Consider the following 18,137-nt stretch of genomic DNA (forward strand, 5'->3'; position numbering starts at 1 on the left):
TCGAACCATGCCAATGACACTCCCCGCCTTGCCCGCCAAAGCGGGCCAAAAGATCACACTCGGCCAGCTGGTCGGCAGCAGCCTCTCGCTGATTGCAGCCCGTCTCACCAGTGAAGCCAAGGGGCCGGTACTGCTTATCACCGCCGATACCCCGAGCGCCCTGCGCCTGGAGCAGGAGTTACAGTACTTGCTGGCAGACAAGCAGCTAGCCGATCAGTCCGCTCCCGTATTGCTGTTCCCCGATTGGGAGACCCTGCCCTACGACACCTTCTCTCCTCATCAGGACATCATTTCCCAGCGGCTCGAGACTCTCTACAAGCTGCCGCAGATGAGCAAGGGGGTGCTGATTGTCCCCATCTCCACCCTGATGTTGCGCTGCGCCCCCCGGGTCTATCTCGACAAATACAGCCTGATGGTGAAGGCCGGTCAGCGCCTCAACCTGCAACAGCTGCGCGGGCGGCTGGCCGAGGCGGGTTACGTGGCAGTGGATCAGGTGCTGGAACATGGCGAATTTGCCGCTCGCGGCTCCCTGCTCGATCTCTTCCCCATGGGCAGTAGCAGCCCCTATCGCATCGACTTCTTCGACGATGAAGTGGACTCCATCCGCCCATTCGATCCCGAAACCCAGCGCTCCAGCGAACCGGTCAAGACGGTCAGCCTGCTGCCCGCCAGGGAATACCCTACCGACGAGGCGGCCATCGAACTGTTTCGCGGCCAGTTCCGCGAGCAGTTCGAGCTGTCGCGGGCCGAGGGCTCCGTCTATCAGGAGGTGAGCAAGGGGCGCTGGCCCGCTGGCATCGAGTATTATCTGCCGCTCTTCTTCAACCAGACCGCCAGCCTGTTTGACTACCTGCCGGAAGAGACCCTTCTGCTCACCGTGGGGGATATCTACCCCGCCGCCCAGCGTTTCTGGAACGATATCGGCCAGCGCTATGAAGACAGACGCTGGGACAACACTCGCCCCCTGCTACCCCCGGCCCAGCTCTATCTGCCGGTGGAGCAGCTCTTTGCCTCTCTGGGCCAATATGGCGCGGTGCGGCTGCAAGAGGCCGCCACCGCGGGCGATGCCGGTCAGCACGATCTGCCCATCGAGGCGCTGCCGGATCTGCAACTCGATCACAGCAAGGAGCAACCCCTGCTGGCGCTCAACCAGTTCCTCCAAGGTTTTGCCGGGCGCACCCTGTTTGCGGTGGAGTCCGAAGGACGGCGGGAGGTGCTCGGCGATCTGCTGGCGCGTATCTCGTTGCAACCTAAAGAGTTCCCCTCCCTCGACGCCTTTATGGCAAGCCAAGATCGTCACGGCCTGCTGGTGGCACCGCTTGAACGTGGCTTCCTGTGGCAGGAGGCCGGTCAGGATCCATTGGCGCTGATCACCGAGACCGAACTGCTGGGCGGCAAGGTGCGCAGCAAGCGGGCACGGGAGAAGAGCAAAAACTTAAGCTCCGATGCGGTGATCAGAAACCTGGGCGAGCTGACCCAGGGCCAGCCGGTGGTCCATCTCGATCACGGGGTCGGCCGCTATCTGGGGCTCGAAACCATCGACGCTGGTGGTCTGCCCACCGAGTTTTTGACCCTCGAATATGCCGGCGGCGACAAGCTGTTCGTGCCGGTCACCAGTTTGCACCTTATCAGCCGCTACACCGGCTCTGATAACCCACCCAGCCACAAACTCGGCGGCGAGGCCTGGAGCAAGGCGCGGCGCAAGGCGGCGGAGAAGGTGCGCGATGTGGCAGCCGAGTTGCTGGATGTCTACGCTCATCGCGCCGCTCGCGCCGGTTTTGCCTTCAAGCACGACAAAGAGGCCTATCGCCAGTTTGCCGCCAGCTTCCCGTTCGAGGAAACCGACGATCAGCTCAACGCCATCAATGCGGTGCTGGGGGACATGTGTCAGGCCAAGAGCATGGACCGACTGGTGTGTGGCGACGTAGGTTTCGGCAAGACCGAAGTGGCGATGCGGGCGGCGTTTGTGGCCGTCCACGGCGGCAAGCAGGTTGCCGTGCTGGTGCCCACCACCCTGCTGGCGCAACAGCACTACGACAACTTCCGCGACCGCTTCGCCAACTGGCCGGTGCGGGTCGAGGTGCTGAGCCGCTTCCGCTCCGCCAAGGAGCAGAGCGCTGTGATGAAGGAATTGGCCGAAGGCAAGGTGGACATCATCATCGGCACCCACAAGCTGCTCGGCTCCGAACTCACCTTCAAGGATCTGGGACTGCTCATCGTCGATGAGGAGCACAGATTCGGGGTGCGCCAGAAGGAGAAGATCAAGGCGCTGCGGGCCGATGTGGATATCCTCACTCTCACCGCCACCCCTATTCCGCGCACCCTCAACATGGCGATGTCCGGTATGCGGGATCTCTCCATCATCGCCACCCCGCCCGCCAAGCGGCTCGCCATCAAGACCTTCGTGCGTCAGCACGAACCGGCTGTGGTGCGCGAGGCGGTGCTGCGGGAATTGAAGCGTGGTGGTCAGGTTTACTACCTGCACAACGACGTGGAGAGCATCGAGAAGTGCGCCGCCGATCTTGCCGAATTAGTGCCAGAGGCGCGTATCGGCATCGCCCACGGCCAGATGCGCGAGCGCGACCTTGAGCGGATCATGTCCGACTTCTACCACCAGCGCTTCAACCTCTTGGTCTGCACCACCATCATCGAGACCGGCATCGACGTGCCAAGCGCCAACACCATCATCATGGATCGGGCGGATCATCTCGGTCTGGCCCAGCTGCACCAGCTGCGGGGTCGGGTTGGCCGCTCTCACCATCAGGCCTATGCCTACCTGCTCACCCCCCATCCCAAGCTGATGACCAAGGATGCGGCCAAGCGGCTGGAGGCGATCGCCTCGCTCGAAGATCTCGGCGCCGGTTTTGCGCTGGCGACCCACGATCTGGAGATCCGTGGCGCGGGCGAACTGCTCGGCGACGATCAGAGCGGCCAGATTGAATCGGTCGGCTTCACCCTCTATATGGAGATGCTGGAGCAGGCGGTCGAGGCGCTGAAAAATGGCAAGGAGCCCTCGCTGGAGCAGCTGATGAGCCAGCACACCGAGGTGGAGCTGCGCCTGCCTGCGCTGTTGCCGGATGACTATATTCCGGACGTCAACATGCGCCTCTCCATGTACAAGCGGATCGCCAGTGCGGCGGACGAGCAAGAGCTGCGCGAGCTGAAAGTGGAGCTGATCGACCGCTTTGGTCTCTTGCCGGAGGCGACCAAAACCCTGCTGGAGCTGGCTGCCTTCCGTCAGCGTGCCACCGCCCTTGGCATTCGCCGGGTGGAGATGAGCGAGCGTGGCGGCTATCTCGACTTCACCCAGGAGACCAAGGTCAATCCGGCCTATCTGGTCAAGCTGCTCTCCAGCCAGCCACGGGTCTACAAGATGGACGGGCCGACCCGGCTGCGCTTCCAGGTGCCGACCCAGGATCGCGCCATGCGCCTGAAACTGGTGGATGGTTTGCTGGCTGATCTGGCCAACAACAGCCTGTGAATATCTGCAACGCTGGCGACGAGCCAGCACGATAAAGCCAACTAAAACGGGAGCCAAATCGGCTCCCGTTTTTTATTCGCTATCAGTCAGCTGCGTACTATCAGCCCTGGTTAGCTGGATCCTCATGGGCGGAGAACTCGCGCATAAAGGCCTCGGCGCGCTCCACCATCTTGGTCGAGCCAACAAAGTAAGGGGTACGCTGGTGCAGTGCGGTGGGCTGGATATCCATGATGCGGCCAAAGCCATCGGAGGCCTTGCCACCAGCCTGCTCTACCAGAAACGCCATCGGGTTGCACTCATAGAGCAGCCGCAGCTTGCCGTTCGGCGAGTTGGTGCCGGACGGATAGATGTAGATGCCGCCCTTGAGCAGGTTGCGATGGAAATCAGAGACCAGGGAGCCGATATAGCGGGAGGTGTAGGGTCTGTGGGTCGCCTCGTCGCGCTCCTGGCAATATTTGAGGTACTTCTTCACCCCGTCCGGGAACTTGATGTAGTTACCCTCGTTGATGGAGTAGATCTTGCCCTCTTCCGGAATACGGATGTTCTCGTGGGAGAGGCAGAAGCAGCCGATAGAGGGATCGTAGGTAAAGCCGTTAACGCCAAAGCCGGTGGTGTAGACCAGCATGGTGGAAGAGCCGTAGACCACATAACCGGCGGCGACCTGACGGTTGCCCGGCTGCAGGAAGTCCTCCAGGGTCACCGGCGAACCCTGCGGGCTCAAACGGCGGTAGATGGAGAAGATAGTCCCGACCGAGACGTTGACGTCGATATTGGAGGAGCCATCGAGCGGGTCGATCAGCACTACATACTTGGAGTTTTTGGAGAGCGGCGAGTCAAAGGCGACGAAGTCCTCTTCTTCTTCCGAGGCCATGCCACACACCTCACCGCGCGCTTCCAGCGCCGCCTTGAAGCGTTCGTTGGCGTAGACATCCAGCTTCTGCTGCACCTCGCCCTGTACGTTTTCAGCGCCCATGGAACCGATGATATCCGCCAGTCCCGCCTTGTTGATCTCCCGGTTCACCACCTTGGCAGCAAGGCGGATCGAGCTGAGCAACGAGGTCAGCTCGCCAGTCGCGGTAGGATAATCCGCCTGCTTTTTGACGATGAACTCACCCATGGTGATCATGTTTCGCATTTTTGTTCCTTTAGATCGCATCCGTTGGCGTTGAAAACGTTTGCAGGCATCAGCAAAAAAAATGCCGATCACCGGCGGCCTTGATTTGTAACCTAATGTAACGTCTGTTTTTTGTTTTTGCAGCGAATTAAGCGGCCTATTAAATAGGCTATTTCGCCTCATGTTATGGTAAAAGGCGCGTTTTATTCGGTTTCAATCGATAACTTTCGGCCTCTTAATTCGTGGCAATAACCTGCTGCAAGCCATGAGTTGACTGGCCTTGAGCCATTAAAAATGGAGTCTGATGGGCCTGCCGTTCCCTCAGCCATTGCCTCTTGAGATCCGATCGCCAATCCAGCACACTGATTTCGCTTTGGAAGCAAATAAAACTCAAGGATTATCAATGAACAAGACTCTCATTGCCGGCATGGTAGCCGGACTGTTTGCCCTTCCCGCCTGGGCTGCCCAGGTGCCTGCCGGTACCAAGCTGCTGCCGGATGCCCAACAAATCTACGTGACCAATATCGGCACCGAGCCCACCACCATTGACCCCCAGCTGGTAGAAGAGACCGCCGGTAGTGCCATCGTCAACGATCTGTTTGAAGGGCTCTATGAGCTGGATAATACCGGCAAGATCAAGCCAGCAGGTGCCGTCAGCTACGACGTCGACAAGACAGGTACCATCTACACCTTCAAACTGAGGCCCGAGGCCAAGTGGTCAAACGGTGAACCGGTCACCGCCGCCGATTATGTCTACGGCTGGCAACGGGCGGCCGATCCCAAGACCGCCTCCAACTACGCCTGGTTTATCGAATTGACCGGAGTGGTCAATGCAAGCGAGGTGACACAGGGCAAGAAGAGCCCGTCAGAGCTCGGGATCAAGGCGCTCGATGACCACACCCTGCAGGTCACCCTGAAAAATCCGGTTCCCTTCTTCCTAAAAACGCTGGCCCACTACACCACGTTCCCGGCCCCCAAGGCCACCATTGAAAAATTCGGTAAGGATTGGGTCAAACCGGGCAATATCGTCTCCAACGGCGCCTTTGTACTCAAGGAGTGGACCCCCAACGAGCGGCTGAGCGCCGAGCGCAATACCCACTACTGGAACAACCAGCACACCGTCCTGAACAAGGTGATCTATCTGGAGATCGTCTCGGAAACCGCCGCCTACAACCGCTATCGCACCGGTGAACTGCACTACACCACTTATCCGCTGGAGCAGTACAAGCAGCTCAAGAGCAAGAGCCCGGAAGAACTGGTCAGCGTCCCCACGCTGGCCAGCTATTACTATGTCTTCAATACCCAGCGCAAACCGTTCGATGACCCGAAAGTACGCAAGGCGCTCTCGCTCGCCATCGACCGGGAGACCATCACCGACAAGATCCTGGGGCAGGGACAAATTGCCGCATATAGCTTCACGCCCCCCATTGTGGACGGTTTTGAATTGAAAAAACCGGCTAGCCAGCTGCAGAGCAAAGAGGAGCGGATCAAGCAGGCCAAAGCCCTGCTGACCGAAGCAGGTTATGGCCCGGACAAGCCACTCACAGTGGACATTCTCTACAACACCAACGAGAGCCACAAAAAGATTGCGCTGGCCGTCTCCTCCATGTGGAAACACAACCTGGGGGTCACTGCCACCCTCAACAACATGGAGTGGAAGACCATGGTCTCGGCACTGAACGAGGGGGATTTCGGGGTTAGCCGCTATGGCTGGAACGGGGATTATAACGATGCCTCCACCTTCCTCGACATCATGACCTCCAGCAGCAGTGCCAACAGCGGCAAGTGGTTCAACAAGGAGTACGACGCCCTGCTGGCCAAGGCCCACGACTCGCTGGATCCCGCTGAACGCAATGCCCTGTATCAACAGGCAGAGGCACTCATTGATGCGGATGCCCCCATCGCCCCCATCTATTTCTCGGTCAAATCCAGGTTGCTCAAGCCTTTCGTGAAAGGCTATCCCCACCTTAACCCGCAGGATGTGGTCTACAGCAAGGAGCTCTATCTAGTTGCCCAGTAACCGGCTAGGAAGATGTAACCATAAAAAAGCGCCTGCATTGCTGCAGGCGCTTTTCATTGGCGGCCAAGCAGGCCACTTGGCCCCTCTACGCTTTCGCGCAAGATTACTCTTCGGGACAGGGTGCCAGCACCACCCGGCGGCGACCCATCACCACCGGACGCACCAGCAGCTGTGCCAGCAAGACACCCAGCAGGGTCAGACCGCCCCCGATCAGGTGATAGCTGGTCAACCGCTCACCCAACAGGGTGATGGCAAGGCCAGCCGTCATCACCGGCAGCAGGTTCATAAAGATGGCGGTACGGTTGGCACCGAGCAGGGCGATACCCTGCATCCAAAGCCAGGGTGAGAGCGCCGAAGTGGGGATACCCGCATAGAGGATCAGCCACAGGGCCCGCCTATCAGGCCACTGGCCATCCACCAGCAAAAAGAAGGGAGTCAGGATCACCACACTGCAGATCACCTGACCGTAGAGCAGCGACCAGTTGTCGAGCCCAAGATCCCACTTCTTGAGCAGCACACTGTAAAGGGCGTAAGTACCCGCCGAAATCAGCATATAGACAGAGCCGATATGAATGCCTTGGGTAAACAGCCGGGTAGGATCTCCCTGCCCCAGCAAGATAGACAAGCCAAGGATGGAGAGCAGCGCCCCCAGTACAGCGCCCCAGGTGGGCCGCTCGCGCAGCAGCCAGATGCTGAACAACACGGTCAGCAGCGGCGTCAGTCCCATCATCAACCCCATCTCGGTGGCTCCCAGGGTTTGCGCCGCGTAGTAACCAAAAGTCTGGTTGAGCACCATGCCCAGCGAGGCCAGCATGGCGATCTGCCAAAGGCCAGCGCGCAGACGGGCACGCGCACGCCATACCCGACGGGCCAGAAACGGACTTAATACCAGCGCAGCCACCACCCAGCGCGACCAGGCCAAGGCTGCGGGGGACAACACACCAACCGCCAGTTTGCTGACGATGCCATTGCCAGCCCAGATGGCAATGCAGGAGAAGGGAAACAGAAAGGCAAGGGGCATGAGAGGATCCAGACCGAAGAGACAACAGCGGGCCAGTATAGAGGGCGATGGGAGAGAAACAAAGGTGTGGGCCTGAACAGCCACGCAGTGAACGCCAGTCGCCAGAAACAAATATGCCCACAAAATTGCGGGCATATCAGTGCAGAAACATGTTCAGAAGCGCATTACGCGGCATCCATGTGCAGTCTGGAGATCAGCTCGTTGACCTCGGTGACTGTCTGGCGATGGGGAATATCCGCCGGATTCGGCATCAGCAACAAACCGGATTGGAAATCAAACCGCCCCCGACCATGGATGTAAATCCGACCTTTAAAGAAGGTTTTGACATGCTTTGCCACCATCAGTGGCAGGTACTTCTTGAACACTCTCATCGTTTGCAACCTCTTGCAGTTGTATCCGTATGACAGCAGCTTCTGCGAATTAATTCCGTAAAATATTTATAAAAATCCGGAAAACTCGCCCATCTCTTCCCAAAAAATTCAATCTATAACTTTTTATTAACTTTTAGCCTATTGTATGCGGCCCTTCGAGCCAGAGCAAGGCTCCTTTGCCATCGTGCCACTCGATACAGGCGATCCCCGAGGTGGCGAACATGGGTGCTCCTGCGGCCGGGCAGAGGCTTTGCACCAGATAACCCACCAGCGGCAGATGGCTGACCATCAGGATCTGGTCATGTTGCTGCGCCAAAGTGGTGAGGTAGCTGGCCACGAAAGCGGGATCACCGTAAGGGGTAATGTCGCCACTCTCTTCAACGGCTGCTGCGTCAGGTAATTCACTGCATATGGCTTGCCAGGTCTGGCGTGCCCGCAGATAGTTGCTGTGGATCACACGATCCAGCGGGCCAATCAGCTGAGGCGCCAGCCAGCGGGCCATCTGGATAGACTCTTCAATACCCTGCTCGGTCAATGGACGCTGTTCATCTGTTTTCGCATTCATGCCAGCCTGGCCATGACGCATGATATAGATTTTCATTACAACCTCGCCCAACGGGCCTGTTTTGATAGCCGGGGGATCTTACCCCGCCACGGGTGTGGAAACAATTGCGCTACCTCTCAGAAAAGGGTTTGCCTGACGGGATAGCGGGGTCGATAATCATGTTTAAATTCAAATAAATCCAACGTGAGTCACACGCCAATGAGCCCATATGCCAGTCCCAATGACCATCGGCAATACCATTTTCTGGAGCTGGCCAACCGGCTCAGGGTCTTGTTGATTTGTGATCCCGACACAGACAAATCCGCCGCCTCGCTGGCGGTCAATACCGGCCATTTTGACGATCCCGCTGACCGGCAGGGAATGGCCCATTTTCTGGAGCACATGCTGTTTCTCGGCACCTGCACCTACCCCAAGCCTGGTGAGTACCAGCAATTTATGAGCCGTCATGGCGGCAGCAACAACGCCTGGACCGGTACCGAGTTCACCAACTTCTTCTTCGAGATCGACAACGGTTTCTTCGAAGCGGGGCTGGATCGCTTCTCCCAGTTCTTTATCTGCCCCACCTTTGATCCTGAGTGGGTGGACAAGGAGCGCAACGCGGTCGACTCCGAGTATCGCCTCAAGCTGCAGGACGACATGCGCCGCAGCTATCAGGTGCATAAAGAGACGGTCAACCCGGCGCACCCCTTCTCCAAGTTCTCGGTGGGCAACCTCGATACCCTGGCTGATCTGCCGGGACGGGATCTGCGCTCCGACCTTATCCGTTTTTACGAAAGCCACTACAGCGCGGATCGCATGGCGCTGGTGATGATCTCGCCGGAATCCATCGATACCCAGTTGCAGTGGTGCTGTCGCTACTTTGCTCCCATTTTGAATCGCAATTTGGGAACCCCGACCCTCACCATGCCGCTCTACCGGCTCGACGATCTCGGCGTGCGCATCCACATCAATCCGGTCAAGGAGACCCGCAAGCTGTCGCTCAGCTTCCCCCTGCCCAATGTGGACGAGTTTTACGACAAAAAGCCCCTCACCTTCCTGAGCCATCTGATTGGCTACGAGGGGGATGGCAGCCTGCTCTCCCTGCTCAAGGCGAAAGGCTGGGTCAACCAGCTCTCAGCGGGCGGTGGCATTAGCGGCGCCAACTTCAAGGATTTTGGCGTCAACTTCGGCCTCACCCCTCTGGGCCTTGAACATGTGGATGACATCCTCGCCACCCTGTTTGGCTATCTGAAACTGATCGGCCGCGAAGGGCTACAGAGCTGGCGCTATGACGAAAAACGGACCGTGCTCGAATCGGCGTTCCGTTTTCAGGAGCGCGGCCGCCCCCTCGATACGGTGTCGGGGCTGGTGCTCAACCTCTTTAGCTACAAACCTGAGGATCTGCTCTACGGCGACTACATGATGCGCGAATATGACGAGGGGCTGATCCGCCGCTTCCTCGCCAAACTCACCCCGCACAACCTGCGTATCACCATCACTGCGCCGGAAGTGGCGACCGATCGACTGGCCCGCTGGTATCAGACCCCCTATAGCGTGGCGACCATTACCGAGGCCGAGAAAATTCGCTGGCAGCAAAGCGAGCCGGATCCGGTGCTGGCGCTGCCCAAGCCCAACCCCTTTATCAGCAGCCGACTCGATCCGCGTACGCCCGAGCTTGCCGCCGACATGCCCGCCTGCCTTATCGATCGCCCCGGTTTTCGCCTCTGGCACCTCCATGAGCACCTGTTCAGCGTGCCCAAGGGCAATCTCTACATCTCCATCGACAGCGAACATGCGGTCAAAAATCCGCGCAATATCGCCATGGCGCGCCTCGCCGTGGAGCTGTTGGCCGACCACCTCAACGCCCTCACCTATCCGGCGGAGCTGGCGGGGCTGGGCTACCAGATCTATGCCCATCAGGGGGGCTTTACCATCAACCTGAGCGGCTTTGCCGACAAGCAGCCGCTGTTGCTCGACATGATCCTTGGCAACCGCACCCTGGGGTATCCGGATCCGGGTCGCTTCGCCGAGATCAAGGAGCAGCTCATTCGCAACTGGGACAACCAGTCCAAGGCGCGCCCCATCTCCCAGCTCTTTAACCAGCTCACCAGCCTGTTGCAACCCAACAACCCGCCGTTCGAGCAGTTGCTCCGTCACCTGCGCACCGTCGAGCTGGAAGAGATGCCCGGCTTCGTGGCCCAGCTGTTTGGCGAGGTCCATGTCGAAGCGCTGGTGCACGGCGACTGGACTGCCGCCGAAGCACTGGAGCTGGCCGCCCTGATGGAGCGCCACCTGAGCGACATCAATGGCACCAGCAGCAAACCGAGCGGCGAGACCCGTCGTCCGCTCATCTCCATTCAGGACAGAGGCACCCTTATTCGCGAGCAGGGTTGCGATCACGAAGACTCGGCACTGCTGGTCTACTACCAGTCCCGTACCACCCGGGCGCGGGATCTCGCCTGCTTCACTCTGGCGAACCACATCATGTCCTCCACCTTCTTCCACGAGCTGCGTACCCGTCAGCAACTGGGGTATGTGGTGGGTGCCGGCAACCTGCCCCTCAATCGCCACCCGGGCCTGATCTTCTATATCCAGTCGCCGGTGGCTGGGCCGCAGATCCTGCTCGATGCGGTGGAGGAGTTTATCGACCTCTTCCCGCTCGCCATGCTCGAATTCACCGAGCAGCAGTGGCAGGAGAGCAAAGCGGGGCTGCAAGCCCAGCTGAGCGAGCGGGATGCCAATCTGCGCAGTCGCGGCCAGCGGCTGTGGGTCAGCATCGGCAACAAGGATCTGGGGTTTGATCAGCGGGAGCGGGTCTGCGACGAGGTGGGCAAGTTGAGCCGCGCCGATCTGGTGCGCTTTATCACCCAGCTGCGATCGCGCACCTCCGATCGGCTGATCCTCTGCAGCTATGGTCAGGGGCACGAACATGACGAGCGGATCACCGGCCAGTTTATCGATGATCCACGAGCATTTCGGCTCAATGCCGCCACCTTCGAGGCCTGATCAGGCCTCGCACTCCTCCGTTTTTCCTGCCCACGGCAAATCGCAGGCAATAAAAAGCCGACCCATCAGGGTCGGCTGGAAAAACCATAACAATTGCGACCAAAGCCGCCAAAAGTGAACATGAGCGTGAAAATCAGACACTGAGTTGCTGATCAGCAAGCGGGAAAGACCCGATACTCGCTTTGCAATGCCAACAGTGATTGAGAAACAGCCTCATATTAGGCACTCCCCCCGCCAGTCACGTTGATCTACGTCAAAGGAGGTAGCGAAGAGCGCACAGCCCGACGATTTGTCGGCGCAGATCACCCTTTGCCCGCCCGTTAGCCACGGCGAACCAGCCGGTACGCCACCTCATCGAAGTAGGAGAGCTGACCCGCCAGCACCCGCGGGTGATCCACTTCGGCAGCGCGCCCCAGCACCTCGATGCGAAAATCGCGCTCGAACAGGGCCCGCACCTCCATCTCCCCCACCGAGAAGGGGGGCTGACTCTGCTGCTCCGGCTGATATTCGAGGGTCACCAACAGGATCTGGCCACCGGTCTCGACCAGCGAACTGATCAGGGCCGCATACTGGCGGCGCATCGCGGTCGGCAGGGCGATCAGCGCCGCGCGGTCATAGACCAGCCGGTAACGGCGACCCAGACTGGGGGCGGCGAAAAAATCTCCCTGAAAAATGCGCAGGCTGTCCACTTGATGGCACTGATAAGGGCCCACTTCGCTCACGGTCGCGGCGAGCTGGTTTTCACTGAAGAACTGGCTGACAGCAAGGCTCGATAGCTCGAAACCGTCGACCGGATGGCCCTGAGTGCTCAGCCAGAGCATGTCGCGGGACTTGCCGCACAGGGGAACCAGCACCGGCTCGTCCGCTTGCTGGGCCGACCACCAGGATTGCAGCCAGTGGTTGAAGTCCGCCTGATGAAAGCCAATCCGGTTCTCTTCCCAACGCTGATGCCAAAACGCAGCTTCCATCGTTATTACCCTTCTGTACTAAAGATGCCTCAATATCACAACTTAACCGGCACCGCGCAACCCTCTGCCCTCCCCTTTTTGCCGCGCAGCCTCTGCGTGTTATCGGGCGAATGACGGGACGTCACCTTGCCGTGCGCTTCGCTGTCGCAATCGGCGCTACTGGATACGTTTATGACGGGCAGAGGCATACCAACCCATGCAAAAACGTCATGGGTGTATGGCGATGTATGAATAAAAGGAATGACGTTGGCAAGCCAAAACGTGCCTGCCAACGCCAAAAAGATCACGACAGCGTGGCGCGAGCGGCCGCCAGCTGACGCTCGATATAAGCAAAATCGGGACGATCGGCGGGGAGTTCCGAGAGGCAGGCCGCTTTGAGCTGATGCAACCTATCGAGCGGTGAGTCTTGCGTATCGCAATGGGCCAACAGCTCCTCCAGCAGGCAGCCAAAAGCGCGCACTTCCAGTCGTTCAAGGCCCACGGCCCGCTCGCGGTCGCAGCGGTCATATAAGGAAGCGGCGCCAAAATCCCCCAGCAGAGCGCGAGCCGGCGTGTCAGACCCACGGGCAAACAGAATATTGTGACCGTAGAGGTCCCCGTGCATGATGCCCGCGCGGTGCAGATGGCCCGCCACCGAGGCAATGCCGTGGGCCATCGCCAGCGCATCCGGCACACTCAGGCGCAGCCCCTCGGGATATATATCCCGGGTGCAGGAGTCCAGGCTCGGCGGCCCGGCCAGATTGGCAAAGGCCGGATCGATCAGCTCCATTACCAGCGCCGGAATGCCGGAGGGGTGATCCGCCACCTTGCCTATCACCTTGATAAGGTTGGAATGAGTGCCCGCCGCCAGCGATGCCGCCATCTCGCAGCGGGGCAGTCCATCGCTGGTCACCGCCCCCTTGAACAGCTTGACCGCCACCTGACTGGCATCGGCTCTGCCGCTCGCCTGAGTCACTTCATCAGCAGGATTACCCACAAGGGTGGCGCGATGGATAACACCAGATGCTCCCTGCCCCAGCAGCTCGCCCAGCGCCAGCGTCTCCCAGGCAATGGGCGCGACATGGGCATCATCGATGGCCTGCGCCTCCGCCCCTTCGCTAAAGGGGTTGCCGGAGTAGGCGAGCCATGAAAGGCGCGGCAGCGCCAGCAGCCACTCGGGGAAGCGTTCAATGCGGTTGGCGGCGATGCGCAGCAACTCCAGATTGCGGCAATTGGCAAGGCTGGCGGGCAACTCGCCCAGACGGTTGCCTGCCAGCATCAGTTTTTGCAGGGCGTCGCACTGGCCCAGCTCATCGGGCAGCCGCTCAATTGCGTTATCAGTCAGGATCAGCCAGCGCAAACCGGCGGGCAACGCCCTGGCCGAGACGGTAGCAATCCGGTTGGCCTTAAAGCCCACCATGGTGAGCGCAGGACAGCATCCCAACACCTCGGGCAGCTCGGTAAAGCGGTTCTCGGAGCAGAAGATGATGCGCAGTTTGCCAAACCCGGCCAGCTCGTCAGGGAGCGTGCTCAGCTGGTTGCCGGTGAGATCCAGCACCTCCAGCGTCTCTTTCAGGCTCAAAATCTCGCTGGGAAACTCCGTCAGATTTTCAGAGAGCTTCAAATGGCGGGCACCGCACAGTTCACCTGCGCGCAGCTGTTCCAGAGTATGCATAACCGTTTCTCAATCCTGATGATCTGTCTGATGGTGTAGCCAGCCATCAGCGCGCGCCGAACCCGGGTCCGGCGGTTTTAAAGGGGGGCATTATAAAGAATTCGGGGCTCAGTTCGCCCCTTTTGTTGCCACGAAGGCCTGTATCGACATGTAGCAAAACGACTTGGCAACAAAGAGAGCAAGATTCGGGTCGTCCCGGCGAGGAGTGGTTGCCATAGTGGGGGCCAAACCCAAGTCGGTTGGAACCTATTGGGGTTCCAACCCACAGCCAACCTTGTGCGCCTCATATCTGGCGCACAACACACCTGCGAGGGAACTGCCATGTCATTACTGTCCAACAAGGTCGCCATCATCACCGGCGCCAGCTCCGGCATCGGCCGCGCCAGCGCCATCCTGTTTGCCCGCGAAGGAGCCAGCGTCGTCGTCGGCGCCCGCCGCCAGCCCGAACTGGATCTGCTGGTGGAGGAGATCCGCCACGAGGGGGGCCAGGCGGTGAGTCTGGCGGGAGATGTGAAAAGTGAGAGTTACGCCCGCGATCTTGTTGATCTCGCGCTAACCCGTTTCGGCGGGCTCGATATCGCCTTCAACAACGCAGGTACCACAGGCACGCCGGGCAGCATAGAGGAGCTTGAGCTGACGCAGTGGCAGGAAATTCTGGATACCAACCTCACCAGCGCCTTTGTGGGAGCCAAGTACCAGATCCCCGCCATGCTGGCGCGTGGCGGCGGCTCGCTTATTTTTACCTCTACCTTCGTCGGCCACACCCTGGGGCTGCCCGGCATGGCGGCCTATGCGGCGAGCAAGGCGGGCCTCATCGGTCTGACCCGGGTGCTGGCTGCCGAGTATGGGGCACAAGGGGTGCGGGTCAACGCCCTGCTGCCGGGGGGTACCGACACACCCATGGGGCGGGCTTTTGCCAATACGCCAGAGAGCCTCGCCTTTGTGCAGAATATGCATGCCCTCAAACGGCTGGCCCAACCGGAGGAGATCGCCCGTTCGGCCCTCTACCTCGCGTCCGATGCATCCAGCTTTACCACCGGCATTGCGCTGCTGGCCGATGGTGGGGTATCAATTTGTCGCACATGACGTTGTCGCCCCCCACACCCTGCGACCGCAACCTTATCGTGAGAGCGCCTTATGTCTGATTACGCCCGCATCGCCGATGCCATCCGTTTTATCGCAAGTCAGGTGGAGCGCCAGCCCACTCTGGACGAGATAGCGGCGCACGTTCACTTAAGTCCCTTCCACTTCCAGCGGCTGTTCAGCCGCTGGGCCGGAGTGACGCCCAAACGCTATCTGCAGGTGCTGACCCTGGAGCGGGCCAAGGCGCTGCTGCAGGAGTCGCGTCCGCTGCTTGAGGTGGCCGATACCCTAGGCCTTAGCAGCGGCTCGCGGCTCTACGATCACTTCGTGCAGCTCGAAGCGGTAACGCCGGGCGAGTACAAACAGCGCGGGGCCGGGCTGGTTATCGATCACGGGGTGCACGACACCCCCTTTGGTCAGGCATTCGTCGCCCTGACCCCGCGGGGGGTGTGCAACTTCTCGTTTCTCGATGAAAAGGCCCCAGAGGTGCCGCTGGCCGCCCTCGCCCATAACTGGCCCGAGGCAGAGCTTAGGGAGGCGCCATCACGCACCCAAGGGGTCATCAACACCATGTTCGATGGCAGCAAGGCACCGGATCGCCCCATCTCCTTGTACGTGAGCGGCACCAACTTTCAGATCAGCGTCTGGCGGGCGCTGCTGCAGATCCCGCCCGCCAAGGTGGTGAGCTACGCCCAGGTGGCAAGCGCCGTCGGCAATCCCAAAGCCGCCCGCGCCGTGGGACTGGCGGTGGGCGCCAACCCCGTCGCCTTGATGATCCCCTGCCACAGAGTCATTCAGCAAAACGGCAAACTCGGCGGCTATCACTGGGGCGAGACCCGCAAACAGGCGATACACGTCTGGGAAGCGGCGAGGTATGAGTGAATGTGGCTTTTTCTGTCCGCCTGATGAGGAACACAGGCATCTTGGTAGTGAGTCAGCAGACAATCAGGCAGCGCCAGACAAGCCTGCGGCGATATAAAACGGGGAGACCTGAAGAATCGGGGCGCAAATCGCCCCTTTTATTGCTTTGGCGAGGAATAGCGCTTAGCCACACCACCCCAGCGAATTGACGAAGAGACGTAGGGTGCAATAAGTGCAGAGCATTGCACCATTTGCAGAGCGGCTATTGAGCAAGCTATAAGGAACAAAAGTAGAGGTGCAATTTCATTGCACCCTACGGTAATTACCGCATAACAATGTAATCACACAAGCCACCGCATGATAAAATGCCACGCGCTGGCTGTCCCTCATGAAGAGTTTGTTAGCACTTGTAGCCGAATGGGTTTTCAAAGGTAAACTGAACCTTTGTATGAAGATTTAAAGCCAAATCAACAGTGCAATTTTTAAAGAAATATTCTTCATAACCATCTTCCCAGCTCATTGATGATATTTGAGCATAATCGTCTAGCAAGAAACCAGCATTATACTTAAACAACAAAGCTTGAATGTACAGACATGAGGCCCTACAAGCATGAAATAATAAGGAGATGAGCTTATTTCTACTAATTTCAGTTCCACTCCAGTACTCAGGGTTATCCAAAATTGGGAAAATGCCATGTGCTACATAATTTCGCAAATTCCTAACCAGGTGTAAACCATAACTATAATCAGTAACCTTTGATCCTTTCATACCCGATAAAGATGATTTAAATATGGACTGATAGTAATCAAATGCAACCGTTAGATTTGATATTGAGTGTTCGAAGTTCAATGGCAATTCTGAGCTTTTAAGCTCATCAACCAGTACCGTAGCTCGTAAACTAGCATCTCTTAACTTTTTGCGTTCATCCAGCTTAGCTATAGATGGAATCAATAAATAATAACCATCAACAAACCTATATAATTCTTCTAGCGCATTCGATACAAAAATGAAGCGAGTAAGTGCTGTAGAATATGCGGTATAGTGCTTTGAGTTCGAGTCATATTCATCTGCAATTGGGCGACAATACATAGCAGCGTTATCATCGCCAAACTTCCATGAATTTATTTTTACAACTTCTAATTCTGCTGCTAGCTTCAACCAGTCACTAACGACCTTAGTTTCTACCATGCGCTTAACATCATGCCTTTCATACTCATTTCTATTATCTAAGAATCTACAAAACTCAGACAACTCATATAAGTGACTAGGTAAATCACGAAAATTTGAACATATAGGGCATTTATCTACTGACTTCACAAACTCACCTTAAAGAGCTAATAGTGACTAGATGAAAGGCGGTATTAATCCAATAGCCGAGTCTTTCGTATAACTCTGCATTATCTTCACAACCACCTAAAAAATTATTTTAAATCAAAGCATTGCCAAAATATCACGGGTGTCCAGACGTATTCTATTGACTTCTTCTTTTTGCTCTACAATTGCCACTCTATAAAAAGCAGTTGAGGAGTCAGCTACGGAAAGCGCCATCAAATCCCGCCTCAGTAAATAAGTCAGTACCGTTATGCGCTTGTATCACTACAGCAACCGTACAAAAAAGTCTGCTGATACTGGAACCACCATCTCATACGCCTCCATTCACTGTGACGCCCACTGATGCGGCTTGCTCACACGGTTCCAGAATAACAGCCAAGCTACCACCAGAGAGCATCTAGTTTGCAGCTTTTGATCAACGCGATGTCTCTGGTTTGATTCATCGGTGACTCCAAAGAGATAATATCCAGACGGATATCCTAGCGAGCAAGACAGATAAGCAAAAGCAGATGATGATAGTTTCCCGATCAAGATCAACAAATTAATCAATAAGTACAAATGCTGACCATGCATCAGAGATAACTGGTGGTGGAAATAAGAAAGACGCCCTAAGGCGTCTTTCTTATTTTAAGGACTTTGAGCAAAAAGGTTGGAGGTTATTCCCCCTCCCCACCTTGCCCC

12 protein-coding genes are annotated in these 18,137 nt (G+C 57.7%); 5 read left to right on the plus strand and 7 right to left on the minus strand.

Annotated elements, in window-relative coordinates; all coding sequences use genetic code 11:
* The first annotated feature begins 13 nt into the window (after nucleotides 1–13).
* Entirely contained in the window at nucleotides 14–3,481 is a 3,468-nt protein-coding gene (gene mfd, locus AB5Y67_RS08765; protein WP_199428644.1) for a transcription-repair coupling factor, read from the plus strand.
* A 100-nt stretch (nucleotides 3,482–3,581) separates the two neighbouring features.
* Here the strand turns inward: mfd and fbp are convergent, their stop codons facing one another.
* On the minus strand, nucleotides 3,582–4,616 hold the full coding sequence (gene fbp / locus AB5Y67_RS08770) for a class 1 fructose-bisphosphatase (RefSeq protein ID WP_005336993.1): 1,035 nt from the start codon (nucleotides 4,614–4,616) through the stop codon (nucleotides 3,582–3,584).
* Nucleotides 4,617–4,998: 382 nt separating this feature from the next.
* Between fbp and AB5Y67_RS08775 the strand changes: the two genes are divergently transcribed.
* The gene (locus tag AB5Y67_RS08775; RefSeq protein WP_064338112.1) at nucleotides 4,999–6,615 is read left to right on the plus strand and encodes a peptide ABC transporter substrate-binding protein; all 1,617 of its coding nucleotides are present in this window, start codon (nucleotides 4,999–5,001) and stop codon (nucleotides 6,613–6,615) included.
* A gap of 103 nt (nucleotides 6,616–6,718) precedes the next feature.
* On the opposite strand, the gene AB5Y67_RS08780 is transcribed toward AB5Y67_RS08775, so the two are convergent.
* From AB5Y67_RS08780 to sixA, 3 genes are all read right to left on the minus strand, one after another.
* On the minus strand, nucleotides 6,719–7,636 hold the full coding sequence (locus AB5Y67_RS08780) for a DMT family transporter (RefSeq protein WP_064338113.1): 918 nt from the start codon (nucleotides 7,634–7,636) through the stop codon (nucleotides 6,719–6,721).
* A gap of 164 nt (nucleotides 7,637–7,800) precedes the next feature.
* A complete protein-coding gene (locus AB5Y67_RS08785) occupies nucleotides 7,801–8,007 on the minus strand; it encodes a DUF1107 domain-containing protein (protein WP_005336998.1) in 207 nt (68 codons plus the stop codon).
* 133 nt (nucleotides 8,008–8,140) lie between these two features.
* Complete coding sequence (sixA, locus tag AB5Y67_RS08790) at nucleotides 8,141–8,608, minus strand: phosphohistidine phosphatase SixA (RefSeq protein WP_005351311.1); 468 nt, start codon at nucleotides 8,606–8,608, stop codon at nucleotides 8,141–8,143.
* 162 nt (nucleotides 8,609–8,770) lie between these two features.
* On the opposite strand from sixA, the gene AB5Y67_RS08795 reads away from it, so the two are divergent.
* Entirely contained in the window at nucleotides 8,771–11,557 is a 2,787-nt protein-coding gene (locus AB5Y67_RS08795; protein ID WP_368207679.1) for an insulinase family protein, read from the plus strand.
* 320 nt (nucleotides 11,558–11,877) lie between these two features.
* Here AB5Y67_RS08795 and AB5Y67_RS08800 read toward each other — a convergent pair whose 3' ends face one another.
* Entirely contained in the window at nucleotides 11,878–12,525 is a 648-nt protein-coding gene (locus AB5Y67_RS08800; protein ID WP_199428639.1) for a thiopurine S-methyltransferase, read from the minus strand.
* 283 nt (nucleotides 12,526–12,808) lie between these two features.
* On the minus strand, nucleotides 12,809–14,179 hold the full coding sequence (locus AB5Y67_RS08805) for a leucine-rich repeat-containing protein kinase family protein (protein ID WP_199428640.1): 1,371 nt from the start codon (nucleotides 14,177–14,179) through the stop codon (nucleotides 12,809–12,811).
* 321 nt (nucleotides 14,180–14,500) lie between these two features.
* Between AB5Y67_RS08805 and AB5Y67_RS08810 the strand changes: the two genes are divergently transcribed.
* Both AB5Y67_RS08810 and AB5Y67_RS08815 read left to right on the plus strand, forming a co-directional pair.
* Complete coding sequence (locus AB5Y67_RS08810; protein WP_199428641.1) at nucleotides 14,501–15,265, plus strand: SDR family oxidoreductase; 765 nt, start codon at nucleotides 14,501–14,503, stop codon at nucleotides 15,263–15,265.
* Between the two features lie 51 nt (nucleotides 15,266–15,316).
* Nucleotides 15,317–16,144, plus strand: a complete 828-nt coding sequence (locus tag AB5Y67_RS08815) for a bifunctional transcriptional activator/DNA repair enzyme AdaA (RefSeq protein WP_199428642.1) — start codon at nucleotides 15,317–15,319, stop codon at nucleotides 16,142–16,144.
* 379 nt (nucleotides 16,145–16,523) lie between these two features.
* On the opposite strand, the gene AB5Y67_RS08820 is transcribed toward AB5Y67_RS08815, so the two are convergent.
* On the minus strand, nucleotides 16,524–17,441 hold the full coding sequence (locus AB5Y67_RS08820; protein ID WP_201941655.1) for a hypothetical protein: 918 nt from the start codon (nucleotides 17,439–17,441) through the stop codon (nucleotides 16,524–16,526).
* Nucleotides 17,442–18,137 lie beyond the last annotated feature (696 nt).

Source organism: Aeromonas sp. s12 (assembly GCF_040907925.1).
In the GTDB taxonomy this organism is placed as follows: Bacteria; Pseudomonadota; Gammaproteobacteria; order Enterobacterales; family Aeromonadaceae; genus Aeromonas; species Aeromonas veronii.

What these genes read in the sequence shown, in the direction of transcription:
- mfd (WP_199428644.1), top strand. Translation starts at nt 14, where the DNA reads ATGACACTCCCCGCCTTGCCCGCCAAAGCGGGCCAAAAGATCACACTC.
- fbp (WP_005336993.1), bottom strand. Translation starts at nt 4,616, where the DNA reads ATGCGAAACATGATCACCATGGGTGAGTTCATCGTCAAAAAGCAGGCG.
- AB5Y67_RS08775 (WP_064338112.1), top strand. Translation starts at nt 4,999, where the DNA reads ATGAACAAGACTCTCATTGCCGGCATGGTAGCCGGACTGTTTGCCCTT.
- AB5Y67_RS08780 (WP_064338113.1), bottom strand. Translation starts at nt 7,636, where the DNA reads ATGCCCCTTGCCTTTCTGTTTCCCTTCTCCTGCATTGCCATCTGGGCT.
- AB5Y67_RS08785 (WP_005336998.1), bottom strand. Translation starts at nt 8,007, where the DNA reads ATGAGAGTGTTCAAGAAGTACCTGCCACTGATGGTGGCAAAGCATGTC.
- sixA (WP_005351311.1), bottom strand. Translation starts at nt 8,608, where the DNA reads ATGAAAATCTATATCATGCGTCATGGCCAGGCTGGCATGAATGCGAAA.
- AB5Y67_RS08795 (WP_368207679.1), top strand. Translation starts at nt 8,771, where the DNA reads ATGAGCCCATATGCCAGTCCCAATGACCATCGGCAATACCATTTTCTG.
- AB5Y67_RS08800 (WP_199428639.1), bottom strand. Translation starts at nt 12,525, where the DNA reads ATGGAAGCTGCGTTTTGGCATCAGCGTTGGGAAGAGAACCGGATTGGC.
- AB5Y67_RS08805 (WP_199428640.1), bottom strand. Translation starts at nt 14,179, where the DNA reads ATGCATACTCTGGAACAGCTGCGCGCAGGTGAACTGTGCGGTGCCCGC.
- AB5Y67_RS08810 (WP_199428641.1), top strand. Translation starts at nt 14,501, where the DNA reads ATGTCATTACTGTCCAACAAGGTCGCCATCATCACCGGCGCCAGCTCC.
- AB5Y67_RS08815 (WP_199428642.1), top strand. Translation starts at nt 15,317, where the DNA reads ATGTCTGATTACGCCCGCATCGCCGATGCCATCCGTTTTATCGCAAGT.